We start from the raw sequence: 14173 nt of genomic DNA, 5'->3' as shown, positions 1-14173 counted from the left end.
AACCCGAAAGCGTCAACTTGCTGCCGTTTCCGGCGCGACCAGTTCCAGCGAGGTCGCGGCAACCGGAAGGTCATTGATGCTCAGCGGACCAGAAGGCCGCGCCAGCCTTGCCCGTGTCACCCAATGCAGCCGCTCCTGGGCGCGGGTGATTGCCACATAGGTCAATCGCTTCCACAGGGGGATCCCCGCCTCGTTCCGGCCAGACCACGCGGCGGCGGAAATATCTGGCGCGAAGACCTGCACATCGGGCCATTGCGAGCCTTGCGCCTTGTGGATGGTGACAGCCGCACCATGCAGAAAGCTTGCCCCCATTCTTGCGGCAAACGGAATAAACGGCTCTGCCTCATCCGGCGTTTCGATCTTCACGATTGAGGCTGCCGAAAGGCGCGGATCCTCAGCCCCGATCACGTGCAACCGCGAAAAGCCGGGCTTCTTGCCAGCCCCAAGATAGATAACCTGTGCGCCCTTGATCAGCCCACGCGCCTCCAGATCAATACGCTTGTTGCGGTGCTTCAGGGGCAGTTCAAGGCCGTCGCAGATCAGCGGCTCTCCTGCCAGCAACTGGTCGCCCGGTGCACCATGCGCGGCACGAAAGGCCGTGATCAGCCGGATGCGCGTGGCATTGCGCCAGACCAGAACAGGGCTGCGTGCCATCAGGTCGGATTCCACGCGCTCTGCCCAGACCACCCGATTGTCAGAGGCAGCGGCATCGCGAACCATGTTTTCGAAACCGGCAAAATCCAGATGTTCGTCCGACAGCGCATGGGCGAGATCAAGGATCGGACTGTCACCCGCCTGACGGTGTATGCGGCTGAGCGTCAGCTTTTGCGGCGCGGCCAGCCTATCGAATACCATTTCGCCGGATTGGCCGACGGGCGCCAACTGTGCCGGATCGCCAAACAGGATCAGCACCGGAAAAATCTCGCGCAGGTCTTCGAACTGCCGCTCATCCAGCATCGAGGATTCGTCTATCAGCCCGATGTCCAGACCATCCTCTCGCCGTTTCCAGCCCTTGATGAAGTCAGACCCCCTCAGCCCAGCCGCAGCAAGCGCGCCGGGGATCGAAGCGTGGAGATCGTAGAACTGCTTGGCACGGTCAAGCGCGGCGTCACCCAGACCTTCGATAGCTGGCCGGTCGCCAGAGCCGGTCAGCCAGTCGGCAATCTTTTCGTATTCCGGATCATAAACAGGTGTGTAGAGAATGCGATGAATGGTGGTTGCTGGAACACCGCGCATTCTCAGCACGAAAGCCGCCTTATTGGTCGGCGCCAGCACCGCAACCGTTCTGCGATCCTTGCGTTTTTTGCCTTCGTAGTCACCGCTGATAACGTCAACGCCAGCCTCGCGCAGCGCGGCCGTCAGGGCGGCAAGGATCATGGTCTTGCCGGAACCTGCCTTTCCGATGACCGCCATCACCCTGCCCTTGCCCGGCTGCGGCGGGATGACCTGTTCGGCGGTCAGATCAACGCCCGCACTTTCCAGTGCTTCTGACAGGGTATCCCAGGCCTCGGCCTGATCGGGGGAAAATGCGGGCAAGCTCATGGCAGATGCCTAGCGCGGGCCGGCGGTGAAGGAAAGCTTCGCGCGAACCCCGCGCTGTTCAAAGTTTGATGGCCCGCCACAAAGGACTATCGGAAATGACCAAATTCACGCAACAGACTGCGGTTGCGACCACTCCTCAGGGATACGCGGCATCGCTGCCATCAGCTTATGCGTTGTCGGATGCTGCGGGTTGTCCATAACTGTGGCGGTTTCGCCTTTTTCTACGATCTTGCCTTTGTCCATCACCAGCACGCGGTCGGTCACCCCACGAACCACACCCAGATCATGACTGATGAACAGATAGGCCATGCCATGCCTGCGCCGCAGATCGGCCAGAAGATCCAGCACCTGCGCCCGCACGCGCACATCAAGTGCGCTGACCGCCTCATCAAGGACGATAAGACGCGGCCGGATGATCAGCGCTCGGGCGATTGCCAGCCTCTGGCGCTGCCCCCCGGAGAATTCATGGATGTATCGCCGCGACGCGCTGCGCTCTATCCCGACATCTTCAAGCGCCTGCCCCACACGGTCGCGCCAATCGGGCGGATGGCCGGTCAGAAAGAAGGGCTCTGCAATCAGCCGGTCGACGCGCCACCGCGGATCGAAGCTTCCAAACGGGTCCTGAAAGACCACCTGAACCTTGGCGCGCAGCGTAGCAGACATGTCGGAACCCGCTGCGACCGACTGACCTTCCAGTCTGATTTCACCACTTTGCAGCGGGTCGAGGCCAAGTATCGTGCGCGTCAGGGTCGACTTGCCGCAGCCGGATTCACCCACCAGCCCCACCGATTCCCCATCGTGAATGTCAAAACTGACGCCATCCACCGCACGCAACACCGGGTGTGGCGCGAACGCTGACGGGCGCGGAAGGACATATTCGCGCACCGCATCGCGCACTGAAAGGATCGGTGCATCGTCTGCCATGACCGGCACGCGTTCAGGCGCATGTCGCGATGCGGCAAACAGCGCCTGCGTATAAGGATGCGCCTGCGCGCGGAACAATGCCTCGGTCGGGCCTTCTTCGACGACGACGCCATCTTTCATGACCGCGACATGGTCGGCTATGCCAGCAACGACCGCCAGATCATGGGTGATCAGCAACAGCGACATATCCTCTGTCGTCACCAGATCGCGCAGCAGGTCGAGGATCTGCGCCTGTGTCGTAACATCAAGCGCAGTCGTCGGCTCATCCGCGATCAGCAAGTCTGGTGCTTCTGCAATAGCGAGCGCAATGGCCACCCGCTGACGCTGACCGCCGGAAAGCTCATGCGGGAAAAGGCTCAGCGGGAAACGCGGTCCGGGCAGGCCGACACGATCCAGCTTTTCGCGTGCGCGGGACAGCGCGTCATCGCGTGACACGCCATGCTGAATACGCAGCACTTCGGCAACCTGATCACCGATATTCATCAGCGGATTGAGCGCGGTCATCGGTTCCTGAAAAATCATGCCGATCCTGTTGCCCCGAATGCGGCAAAGCTGCTTTTCCGGCGTTGTCAAAAGGTTCTGCCCGTCCAGCAGAACCTGCCCGCCTGTGTTGGAACCGTTCGGCAAGAGACCCATGATCGCAAGGGCAGTCATCGACTTGCCCGACCCGGATTCCCCGACGAGTCCGGTAATTCTGCCTTGTTCTAGCCTCAGATCCACATCCCTGAGGATCGGCTTGCCGTGAATGGTGACGGACAGGTCGCGTGTCTCGATCATGTGCGCATCACCTTCAACCGCGGGTCGAGCACGTCTCTAAGCCCGTCACCAAGAAGATTGAGGCCCAGAACAGTCAGGAAAATACACATGCCGGGAATAATTGCGACATGCGGCGCCAGCGTCACGAATGTCTGTGCATCGGCCAGCATCCTGCCCCAGCTTGGTATCGGCGGCTGCGCCCCCAGACCGACATAGGCCAGACCGGCCTCTGCCAATATGCCAAGACTGAACTGGATCGTTCCCTGCACGATCAGCAGATTGGCGATGTTGGGCAGCACATGCTCAACACTGATGCGCGCACGCCCCTTCCCCGAAACCTGCGCGGCGCGGATATAATCCAGCGTCCAGATCGGCATTGCCCCGCCGCGCGTCACCCGCGCGAAAACAGGAATGTTGAATATGCCGATTGCGATGATTGCGTTGATGGCGCCCGGCCCGTAAGCCGCCGTAATCAGGATAGCGATGACCAGAGATGGGAAGGCAAAAACAAGGTCGTTGCCCCGCATAATGATCTCGTCCAGCCAACTGCCGCGATGCGCTGCCGCAATCAGCCCAAGCGGTACGCCAAGTCCTATTCCGATGCCCACTGCTATCAACGCCACCGCGATAGAGGTTCGCGCACCCACCATGACCATCGACAGGATGTCGCGGCCAAAATGGTCCGTTCCCAGCCAATGCGACGATGTGGGTGGTTGCAGCTTGTTGGCGACATCCATCTGGGTGACGTCAAACGGTGCCCAGACAAACGACAGCGCGGCTGCCAAAACCGCGATGCCTGCCAGCACCGCACCTATGATCAGCGTCCACCTCATCTGACACGCAGCCTCGGATCCACCGCCGCGTAGGCGAGATCGACGATGAATGTCACAAGGATCACAGCCCCGACCAGTACCAGAACCGCCGATTGAACGACGATAAGGTCCCGCTGGGTGATGGCCTGAAAGATCAGTCGCCCGAGGCCAGGCAGATAGAACACGTTCTCGATAATGATCGCGCCAGCCAGAAGGAACGAGAACTGCATTCCCAGAATGGTCAGAACCGGTATTAGCGCGTTCCTGAGCGCGTGTCTGTTCAGCGTCTGGCTGCGCGACAATCCCTTGGCCCGGGCCGTGCGCACATAATCCTGATCCAGCGTCTCAATCAAAGAGGAACGCAGCACACGCGCCAAAATCGCAGCCTGCGGCAGCGCCAGTGCTATGGCGGGCAGCAACAACGAACGCAGCGCTGCCACCGGATCACCCCACCCGCTGAAACCGCCCGCCGGCAGCCATTGCAGGCGCACGGCGAACAAAAGCACCAGCAACATCGCAAACCAGAAATTCGGCAGGGCGATACCAACCTGCGCGAACCCCATAACCGCGGTGTCTGACGCGCTGCCCCGTCTTGCGGCTGCAAAAAGGCCGATCGGAAACGCGATAACGATTGCCATAACAAGGGCAAGCACCGCCAGCGGAAGCGAGACCTGCATCCGGTCAAGGATCATGCCCGCGACGGGGGTCTTATAGGTAAAACTGTTGCCCAGATCGCCCGTGACGACAGCGCCCAGCCAATTGACGTATCGCACCGGCAAGGGCTGGTTCAGCCCCAGCTGCTCACGCAGCGCTGCCAGCGTATCGGGTTGCGCCCCGGTACCCAGCATGAACGTCGCCGGATCGCCCGGCACCATCTCGACCAGCAGAAAAATCACGACCGACGCTACGGCGAGGCTAAGAAGCAGCGAGATCAGTCGACGGGCAGTATAGCGAAGCATATCAGGACGCTAGGGCCGGGATTGTTTGTGGGCAAGCCCCATCAGGCCAGAACCGCGCCGGGGTTCATGATGCCAAGCGGATCAAGCGCTTGTTTTATCGCGCGCATGGCCGCCAATCGGGCCGGATCACCCCAACGCTCAAGATCGCTGACCTTCAACCTGCCGATGCCATGTTCGGCCGAGAAAGAGCCCCCGCGCCCGACCACCATCTCATGCACCGCTTCCTGTATCTGCTGGCGCTGTTCGTCATATTCCCCGCGTTTGCGCCCTGCTGCAGGAAAGACGTTATAGTGCAGATTTCCGTCGCCAAGATGGCCGAAGCAGTTGATGCGCATATCGCCTATCTGTGCCAGCATCGCACGCCCATCCTCGATAAAACGCGGCACCTCGGACAGTGGCAGGGAAATATCGTGGCTGGAGATCGCGCCAATCAGCCGGTTGGCTTCAGGAATCTCTTCGCGGAGCCGCCAGAAATCTGCGGCCTGCTGACCAGATTGCGCGATCAGGCCATCTTCCGCCAAGCCGTCTTCAACTGCCGCTTCAAAAAGGGTTTCCAGTGCGGCATCGGTTTCCAGCCCACCTGGCAACCCGATCTCTATCAGCACCATCCATTCAGGCGGTGTCTCAAATGGCTGGCGCAAATCGGGCATCGTTTCGATCTGGAAGCGCGGTCCCTGCCCCGAAATCAGTTCAAATGCCGTGACGCAATCACCCAACTGCCTGCCCGCCAGTGCAAGAAGGGACAATGCGGCGGCCGGATCAGGAACAACCATCAGCGCGACGCCATTCGCTGCGGGGGGCGGAACAAGGCGCAGGCTGGCTGCGGTTATGATCCCCAGGCTGCCTTCGGCGCCGATCAGCAGATCGCGCAGGTCATAGCCGGTGTTGTCTTTGCGCAAACGCTTCAGATCGCGCATGATGCTGCCGTCGGGCAGGACCGCTTCGATCCCAAGACAAAGCGCGCGCGCCGTGCCATAACGCAGCGCGTTTACCCCACCTGCATTGGTCGCTAACAGGCCACCGATCTGCGCTGTTCCCTGCGACGCCAGCGACAGTGGAAAAAGGCGGCCCTTGTCTTCAGCCGCATCGCGGGCCGCCTGAAGCGTTACGCCAGCCTCTGACACCATGACGTTTTCTTCAGGCCAGACATTGCGGATGGCGTGCATCCGCTCCATCGACAGCAAAAGCGGTGCAGGCCCCTTTGGCATCAACTGACCACCGACAAGACCCGTCCCGCCGCCAAGCGGAACGATGCCCACGCGGGCCTCGGCACAGGCGCTGACGACTGCCGAAACCTCATCCACATTGCGTGGCGCAGCAAGCAGACCGGCCTGACCGTGATAGCGACCGCGCGGCTCCTCGAGATGGCGCGGCTCGATCTCGCGCAGAACACCTTGCGGCAGGGAAGCCGCCAGTGCCTCATCAGCCGGGTTGAGTTTCGTTTCGCTTGTCATTTCGCTTATCCCGCATCCGTTCTGCCTCGTCGGTCGTGGCGCAGGTTTGCATAGAGAACATGCGTGCGCCACCGTCCATTGATTTGCAGATAGCTTTGCGCCACGCCTTCATATTTGAAGCCCGAGCGTTCCAGCACGCCGCGCGACGCAGTATTGTCGGGCAGACATGCCGCCTCGATCCGGGACATTTCCATCGCCGTAAAGGCATGTTTGACAACAGCACCAATCGCCTCGGTCATGTAACCCTGCCGGGCGTGGGGCGCGCCGATCCAATAGCCGATAGTCGCCATCTGCGCCGGACCACGCCGGATATTGTCGATGGTGATTGCGCCAAGCAGTGCGCCATCGACGTTGCGCTCCAGAAACAGCGGTATGGCAGAGCCATTGCGGCTGGCTCTCTGCGCCCAGTAGACGCGGTTCGTGAAAGATTTGCGCGACAGATGATCGGCAGACCAGACCGGCTCCCACGGCGTCAGGAATTCACGGCTGACCTCTCGCAGCGCTGTCCAACCGCTGAAGTCGGAATGCTGCGGCAGCCGCAGGGTCATCCGTTCGGTTTCCAACCGTATCGGACGACGCCGGGCAAACATTATGCAGCAAGCCGTTCTATCAGCGTATCAAGCGCGGGCGCACGATCAACCGGACCATAAAGCGCCATCGCCGGACGCCGCGCGATCAGCGATTCGGCATAGCGGGCAATGTCTGCACGCGTCACGGCATCCAGCCGCTCTGCCGTTTCGGCAGGCTCTGGCACCCGGCCCCAGATCGCCAGGGAGCGTGCGATGCGTTCCGCCTGGCCAGAGCTGCTTTCGAGCCCCATCAGCGTGCCTGCTTTTAGCTGCGCCCTTGCCCGAGCAATCTCTGCATCGCTCATTTCATCGACCGAGCGTTTCAGTTCGTCGACAGTCAGTTGCGTCAGTTCAGCAAGATCGGCAGCGGCTGTTCCGGCATAGATCGTCATCATGCCGGTATCGTCGTGAAAGCCCGATTGCGCGAAAATCGTATAGCACAGCCCGCGCTCTTCCCTGATCTTCTGGAACAGCCGAGAGGACATGCCACCGCCCATTGCCACCGTCCATATCTGGGCCGCATGATAGTCGGGCGAAAGGTAGCCGGGCCCTTCGAACGCAAGTGTGAAATGCGCCTGTTCAAGATCCTTGACGCGCCGCGTTTCAGCACCCTGCCAACGCGCAATATCACGCGCGGGTGACGAACGCGCCGCCAGATGGCCAAAGATCGCTTCGGCCTGACGCACGATTGCGTCGTGATCAACCGCACCGGCTGCGGCAAGGATGATCTGTCCGGGACCGTAATGTTCGGTGACAAAGCCTGCCAGATCGGTACGGCCAAAATTGGACACGCGCTCTGCCGGGCCAAGGATCGTCCGCCCGATGGCCTGATCGGGATAGGCCGCCTCTTGCAGCCAGTCGAAGATGATATCGTCCGGCGTATCAAGCGACTGGCCGATTTCCTGCAGGATCACGCCGCGCTCAATCTCTATCTCGCGCTGATCGAAGGCCGGATTCAGCACGATGTCGGAAATCACATCCAGTGCCAGACCTATATCGGCCTCCAGCACGCGTGCGTAATAGGCCGTCGTATCGCGCGATGTATATGCGTTGATATAGCCGCCCACATCCTCGATCTCTTCGGCGATCTGCAGGGCGGAACGCTTGGCGGTTCCCTTGAACGCCATATGTTCCAGAAAGTGGGCAATGCCGTTCTGCTCTGCCCGTTCATCGCGACCGCCCGCCGCGACCCAAAGACCAAGGGTGGCAGAGTGAAGGCCGGGCATATTGCGGGTTACGATGCGCAGCCCGTTCGGCAGAGTGGTGATATTGGTGTCGGTCAAGCGGTTCTCCGTTCAAGGATCAGCGATTTAAGCGCCGCGACGTCGTTTTCAACCCGCCCGGACCGTTCGGGCCTGTCAAAAAGTCCCTCCATATGGGGCGGAAGGGCTGGTCGAATGCCCACCGCCCGCTCGACCGCATCGGGGAACTTGGCAGGATGTGCGGTTGCAAGAGTAATCATCGGGACGCCGCTGCGCAGGTGTTCGCGGGCGACCTTCACACCGACGGCGGAATGCGGGCAAAGGATCTCGCCCGTTTCTTCGCGCACAGTACGGATCGTCTCAAGCGTTTCATCTTCGGACGCGCGACCGGAAACGAAATCTTCTTGCAGCGCCTGCAATGCGCCTTGGCTGATGGTGAAGCCACCGGCCTTCAGCTCATCCATAAGCTGGCGGATTGCGGCTGCATCTTTGTCATAGGCCCAGAACAAGGCACGTTCGAAATTGCTGCTGACCTGAATATCCATGGATGGCGAGATCGAGGGTTCGACCTGTCCGACACGGTACTCGCCCGTTGTCAGTGCACGGTGCAGAATGTCGTTCTGATTCGTCGCGACCACGAGCTTGCCGATAGGCAAGCCCATACGCTTTGCGACCAGACCGGCAAGGATATCGCCGAAATTACCCGTCGGCACGGTGAAATCGACCTCTCGCGATGGCGCACCGAGGCTGACAGCGGCGGTGAAATAATAGACAACCTGCGCGAGCACCCGCGCCCAGTTGATGCTGTTGACGCCCGCCAGCCCGACTTCATCGCGGAACTCATGGTCGTTGAACAGATCTTTCAGCCGCGCCTGACAGTCGTCGAAATGTCCGTCAAGCGCTAGCGAATGTACATTGTCATCATCGGGCGTAGTCATCTGGCGACGCTGGACCTCTGACACGCGGCCATGCGGGAACAGGATGAAGACATCGACATTATCCAAGCCGCGAAACGCCTCAATCGCCGCAGATCCGGTATCGCCCGACGTCGCGCCGACAATTGTGATTCGCTGGCCAGAGCGTTTCAGCGCGATCTGGAACAGCTGGCCGATCAGCTGCATCGCAAAGTCTTTGAAGGCGAGCGTTGGGCCGTGGAACAGTTCCAGCAGGTGATGGCCGGGGGCGAGCTGGCGCAAGGGTGCGCGGGCAATATGGCCGAAATCCTTATACGCGTTCTCAAGCGCCTGTCTCAGTTCCGCATCCGAGAAGCTTTCGCCAAGAAACGGCTTGATGACACGCAAGGCCGCCTCGCCATAAGGCAAGCCCTCAAGTGCCGCGATATCGTTCATCTGCGGAATGGTCTCTGGCAGATACAATCCGCCGTCACGGGCCAACCCGGTCAGCATCGCCTGTTCAAAGTTCAAGGCCGGGGCCTGACCCCGTGTCGAGATATAACGCATCGTCTGCCCCTAATATGTCCGGCGCCTGATACGCCAGATGAGCCATGCTGTCATCCCTGCGCAAGTCGCAGCGAACAGGAACCATTGCACGGCATATGACAAGTGACTGTTGGGTATCCCCTCTATCGCGACCGGGATCGGGTCTACGCCTTGGGCCTCGCCCTCGACCTCTGATGCCACAACCAATATCGGCTGAGTATCCAGCGTGTTCGCCATCGCCTGCACATCGCGCGCAAACCAGATCCCGGCATTCAGATCGGGATCCGGCGTCGAACTGTTATTATCCTGCGGCCAGTGCAGGTTTCCCGCCACGCTCAAAGCGACCGGCGGCCGAGCCGTGCGCCGATAGTCCTGTTCGATATAGCCGCGATCCAGCAGAATGCGCCGACCGTCCTCCGTTTCGAATGCAGAGATGACGTTGTAGCCGCCGCCGCGCTCTTTCGTGCCTGACAGAACCAGAATTTCTTCGCCCGTCGTCTGGCCCGCGACAGTCACAGGCAGATATTTCATGCCCGGGTCGATTTCGGCGGGCAGAGGCACGGGCGTAGCATCAATCCCGGATTGGATTTCGGCCAGCAAGGTCGTCTTTTCGTCCAGCCTGCGCAGTTGCCAGAAACCAAGACTCATCAGGATAGCCGTCATGACGACCCCGAAAAGAAGCGGCGGAATGATGGAACGGCTGGCAGTCATGATGATCTCATATTGGCTGTTCCATTACCCAAACGCGCAGCAAGCGCCAAGAGGTCAGGTCATCACAAGGCCAGCGGCGTGCCCGAAACGCATCATCAGGCGGCAGGGTCGGCCTGTTGCAGTTGACAACGAAAAACGGCGCAGTCCCCTGCGCCGTTCTCAATCTGACAGGCTAATGCGGATCAGCGACCCCAGATATAGATCGCGAAGAACAGGAACAGCCAGACGACGTCGACGAAGTGCCAGTACCAAGCCGCCGCTTCGAAGCCGACATGCTGCTTATCGCTCATCTGGCCGCGCATCAGGCGGATCAGGCAAACAAACAGGAAGATCGTCCCGATGATGACATGGAAGCCGTGAAAGCCCGTCGCCATAAAGAACACGCCACCATAGACCGTGTCAGACAGGCCGAAGGCTGCGTGGCTGTACTCATAGGCTTGCAGAATGGTAAAGAAGACGCCCAGCACAACAGCAATGGCGGTGCCCTGAATGGCCGACTTACGGTCATTGTCGTGGACAAGTGCATGGTGCGCCCAGGTCACGGCACAGCCGGACAGCAGCAGGATCAAAGTGTTGATCAGCGGCAGATGCCACGGATCGAAGGTCTGAATACCCTCCGGCGGCCAGACACCGTCACGGATCGGGCTTTCAGGTCCCATCGGGTAAAGCGCGTTCTTGAAGAAGGCCCAGAACCAGGCCACGAAGAACATCACCTCGGACATGATGAACAGGATCACGCCATAGCGCAGGCCGATCTGCACCACCTTCGTGTGATCGCCCGTCTCGCCCTCATGTACCACATCGGCCCACCAGCCGAACATGCAGTACAGCACACCGACCAGACCGATCAGATACATCCACGGGCCGTTGTCTTTCATCCAAAGAACAGCGCCGAACAGCATCACGAAGACCGAAACAGCCGTGATGAGCGGCCACAGCGATGGCGGCAGAATGTGGTAGTCGTGGTTCTTTGCATGCGCCATTGGCTGTCCCCGCTATTGCGTCAGTTCATCTTGATCTCACCCGTGTCCGTCGTCAACGCGGCCTGACTGCCCGCTGCCGACGCCGTTTCGGGCGTATCATATTCGTGGAAAGTGTAGCTCAGCGTGATGTCGCGAACCTTATAGGCGTCGCGATCTGTCACGATTTCCGGATCAACCTCGAAATTGACCGGCATCTCGACCCGTTCCCCGGGCTGAAGGGTTTGTTCGGTAAAGCAGAAGCAGTCGATCTTGTAGAAGAAAGAGCCCGCAATCTCTGGCGCGACATTATAGCTGGCGCGACCGGTGATGGGACGATCCGAATTGTTGACCGCTTCATAGAAGGCCATCGCGCTTGCGCCGATCGGCACTTCCATTTCTGTCTGCAACGGACGGAAGGTCCAGGGCAGGTTCGTCTCAGTATTGGCGTCGAAGCGGACCGTGACGGTTTCATCCAGTACAACCTGCTCTGAAGCGGTCTCTGCCGAGGCGACCTGCGTCGTGCCGCCATAGCCCGTGACCTTGCAGAACCAGTTATAAAAAGGCACCGCCGCCCAAGCCAGCGCACCCATCACAAGCACCACACCGATCAAGGAAACCATGACCCGAAGGTTCTTATCCCGCGGCAGCAAGCTCATGGTGCGGTCCTCGCACCTTGATCCGCAGCGGGTGTGCCGGGCGCCGCGACGGGATCATCGTTTGGCGCAATCTCGACGCCATCTTCGCGCGGCAGCAGCGCCGGCCTGACCTGATGGTCGAAGCCTTCAAGTGCGGCAGAATTGCCGTTTGAGACCTTCACGACCGAAAGCCCGAATATCAGCACAACGAAGGCCAGCAATACCACCAGAAGGCCGACATTGCGCGACCTCCGGCGAGAGTGAAGCTCATGCTCAGTCCGTAGTGCCATCACGGCGTCACCCAGTGCTGCGCCAGCAATGCGGCAAAATGTGCGAATAGATAATAGAGCGACAGCTTGAAGAAGCTTTTCTCTGCCTTGTGACCATCGCGGTAAGATTGTTCATCCGTGCGCTGCATGACCTGCCAGCCGCGCGCGATGAACAGCGCATTCAATACAACGGCCACCGACATATAGATGGGCCCGCCGATAGAGGTCAGTCCAAGCCAGACGGCAAAAGGCGCAAGCACAAGCGTATAGGCGAAGATGTGTCGACGCGTGACAGTACGACCGTGTGTGACCGTCAGCATCGGCACGCCGGCCTTGTGGTAATCTTCCTTCATGAACAGCGCCAGTGCCCAGAAATGGGGCGGCGTCCAGAAAAAGATCAGCGCAAACATAAGAAGCGACTCGATGGCGATGCCGCCTGTTGCGCAGGCCCAGCCGATCATGGGCGGGAACGCACCGGCAGCGCCACCGATAACGATGTTCTGCGGGGTCGAGCGTTTCAGCCACATCGTATAGATGACGGCATAGAAGAAGATCGTGAACGCCAGAAAGCCCGCAGCAAACCAGTTCGCCGACAGGCCCAGCATCATGACGGCCATGCCCGACAGCGCCAGCCCGATGGCAAGCGCATCGCCCGCCGCGACACGGCCCGACGGAATCGGGCGACCCTGCGTCCGTTTCATCACGGCGTCGACATCGGCGTCGTACCACATATTCAGCGCGCCCGATGCGCCGCCGCCAATCGCAATAAACAGGACCGAGCAGAACGCGACCAGTGGGTGAAGCCCGACAGGTGCAACAATCAGACCGACAAAGGCGGTGAACACGACCAGAGACATGACGCGCGGCTTCAGCAGCGCGACAAAGTCACCGAATTCGGCCTCGTTTGGCGCCTGATATGTGCTTGTATCGGCCACGCGCGCTTACTTCGACGCCAGCTGAATCGGCTGCGCGGTTTCCAGATCCGAAGCAGCGAATTCGACTTTCGCGCCTTCCAGCCAAGCCGCATAGGTCTCGGGAGAGACGGCCTTGACGACAATCGGCATATAGGCGTGGTTAATGCCGCAAAGCTCCGAGCACTGGCCGAAATAGACGCCTTCCTGCGTAGCGGTAAAGGCCAGCTGCGCAATACGGCCCGGCACAGCATCCTGTTTCACGGCAAAGGCGGGGATGGTCCAGGAATGGATCACGTCGGTCGCGGTGAACTGCATCAGCACCTCTTGCCCGACCGGGACCACGACAGGATTATCCGTCGCCAGCAGGTATTCGTCCGGCGCATAGCCATTTGCCTCCAGATCTTCCTCAGGCAGCATGAGGGCGTCGAAGACCAGACCCTCTTCCGGGTATTCATAGGACCAGTACCATTGATGGCCGATGGCCTTAATCACCACAGAGGGATTTTCCGGAATGGCAAGCTGACGGAACAGAATCGGCAGCGAGAATACACCGATAGCGATCAGAATCAGGATCGGCACAAGCGTCCATGTGATTTCGATCGGCGTGTTATGGCTGAAACGTGCCGGGGTCGGATTGGCACGGCGGTTGTAGCGCACGATGCACCAAAGAAGCAGCGCGCAGACGAAAACCGTCACAACCGCGATGATGATCAGAACGTAGTGGTCTAGCCACTGCTGATCCAGGGCTTCGGGGCTGGACGCTGGCTGGAAACCCAGCCCGCGCGGCACCGGCTTGCCGATGACGGGAAGATCCCCCAGCACATCGCCAGCGGCCTCTTGCGCGCGCACTACGCCTGCCGAAAGCAGCGCCGCCGCCCCCATACCTGCCGCAAACATGCGGCGCATCATCGCTGGAGCCACCATCCGAGTATCCCTTGCCTATGTCGACAGCACACCACGCCAGAGAGCGGGGCGCGGCTGCCACCCTTTCGAGTCAAACTTTTTCTGTTTACAACCATAAAACC

14 protein-coding genes are annotated in these 14173 nt (G+C 60.1%); all 14 read right to left on the bottom strand.

Annotated features, from left to right (window positions below; translation table 11 throughout):
• Nucleotides 1–12: 12 nt before the first annotated feature.
• The 14 genes from PAF20_RS01850 to coxB all read right to left on the bottom strand — a co-directional run bounded on the left by PAF20_RS01850 (nt 13) and on the right by coxB (nt 14072).
• Nucleotides 13–1542 (bottom strand): ATP-dependent DNA helicase, encoded by a 1530-nt coding sequence (locus PAF20_RS01850; RefSeq protein WP_271072059.1) that lies wholly within the window; start codon nt 1540–1542, stop codon nt 13–15.
• 105 nt (nt 1543–1647) lie between these two features.
• Nucleotides 1648–3243 carry an ABC transporter ATP-binding protein gene (locus PAF20_RS01845; protein WP_271072058.1) on the bottom strand — a complete coding sequence of 532 codons (1596 nt, stop codon included), beginning with the start codon at nt 3241–3243 and terminating at the stop codon, nt 1648–1650.
• Nucleotides 3240–4055, bottom strand: coding sequence for an ABC transporter permease (locus PAF20_RS01840; protein WP_271072057.1), 816 nt, complete (start codon nt 4053–4055; stop codon nt 3240–3242). Before PAF20_RS01840 ends, PAF20_RS01845 begins: the two co-directional genes overlap by 4 nt.
• Nucleotides 4052–4993 carry an ABC transporter permease gene (locus tag PAF20_RS01835; RefSeq protein WP_271072056.1) on the bottom strand — a complete coding sequence of 314 codons (942 nt, stop codon included), beginning with the start codon at nt 4991–4993 and terminating at the stop codon, nt 4052–4054. The genes PAF20_RS01840 and PAF20_RS01835 overlap by 4 nt, the downstream gene beginning before the upstream one ends.
• Before the next feature lie 41 nt (nt 4994–5034).
• Nucleotides 5035–6447 (bottom strand): FAD-binding oxidoreductase, encoded by a 1413-nt coding sequence (locus PAF20_RS01830; protein ID WP_271072055.1) that lies wholly within the window; start codon nt 6445–6447, stop codon nt 5035–5037.
• A 5-nt stretch (nt 6448–6452) separates the two neighbouring features.
• Nucleotides 6453–7037, bottom strand: coding sequence for a GNAT family N-acetyltransferase (locus tag PAF20_RS01825; RefSeq protein WP_271072054.1), 585 nt, complete (start codon nt 7035–7037; stop codon nt 6453–6455).
• Nucleotides 7037–8299, bottom strand: coding sequence for a M16 family metallopeptidase (locus tag PAF20_RS01820; RefSeq protein WP_271072053.1), 1263 nt, complete (start codon nt 8297–8299; stop codon nt 7037–7039). Before PAF20_RS01820 ends, PAF20_RS01825 begins: the two co-directional genes overlap by 1 nt.
• Nucleotides 8296–9678: a threonine synthase gene (thrC, locus tag PAF20_RS01815; protein ID WP_271072052.1), complete on the bottom strand. Its 1383-nt coding sequence runs from the start codon at nt 9676–9678 to the stop codon at nt 8296–8298. The genes PAF20_RS01820 and thrC overlap by 4 nt, the downstream gene beginning before the upstream one ends.
• Nucleotides 9679–9687: 9 nt before the next feature.
• Nucleotides 9688–10368 (bottom strand): SURF1 family protein, encoded by a 681-nt coding sequence (locus PAF20_RS01810; protein ID WP_271072051.1) that lies wholly within the window; start codon nt 10366–10368, stop codon nt 9688–9690.
• 182 nt (nt 10369–10550) lie between these two features.
• Nucleotides 10551–11351 (bottom strand): cytochrome c oxidase subunit 3, encoded by an 801-nt coding sequence (locus PAF20_RS01805; RefSeq protein WP_271072050.1) that lies wholly within the window; start codon nt 11349–11351, stop codon nt 10551–10553.
• 20 nt (nt 11352–11371) lie between these two features.
• Complete coding sequence (locus PAF20_RS01800; RefSeq protein WP_271072049.1) at nt 11372–11986, bottom strand: cytochrome c oxidase assembly protein; 615 nt, start codon at nt 11984–11986, stop codon at nt 11372–11374.
• Nucleotides 11983–12255, bottom strand: coding sequence for a cytochrome c oxidase system small membrane protein (locus PAF20_RS01795; protein ID WP_271072048.1), 273 nt, complete (start codon nt 12253–12255; stop codon nt 11983–11985). Before PAF20_RS01795 ends, PAF20_RS01800 begins: the two co-directional genes overlap by 4 nt.
• A complete protein-coding gene (gene cyoE / locus PAF20_RS01790) occupies nt 12255–13169 on the bottom strand; it encodes a heme o synthase (protein ID WP_271072047.1) in 915 nt (304 codons plus the stop codon). Before cyoE ends, PAF20_RS01795 begins: the two co-directional genes overlap by 1 nt.
• Before the next feature lie 6 nt (nt 13170–13175).
• A complete protein-coding gene (gene coxB, locus PAF20_RS01785) occupies nt 13176–14072 on the bottom strand; it encodes a cytochrome c oxidase subunit II (RefSeq protein WP_271072046.1) in 897 nt (298 codons plus the stop codon).
• Between the last annotated feature and the right edge of the window lie 101 nt (nt 14073–14173).

The organism is Paracoccus albus, from assembly GCF_027913035.1.
Classification (GTDB): Bacteria; Pseudomonadota; Alphaproteobacteria; order Rhodobacterales; family Rhodobacteraceae; genus Paracoccus; species Paracoccus albus.
The sequence above is the reverse complement of the archived record's forward strand: the minus strand, read 5'-3'. Positions and strand labels throughout refer to the sequence as shown.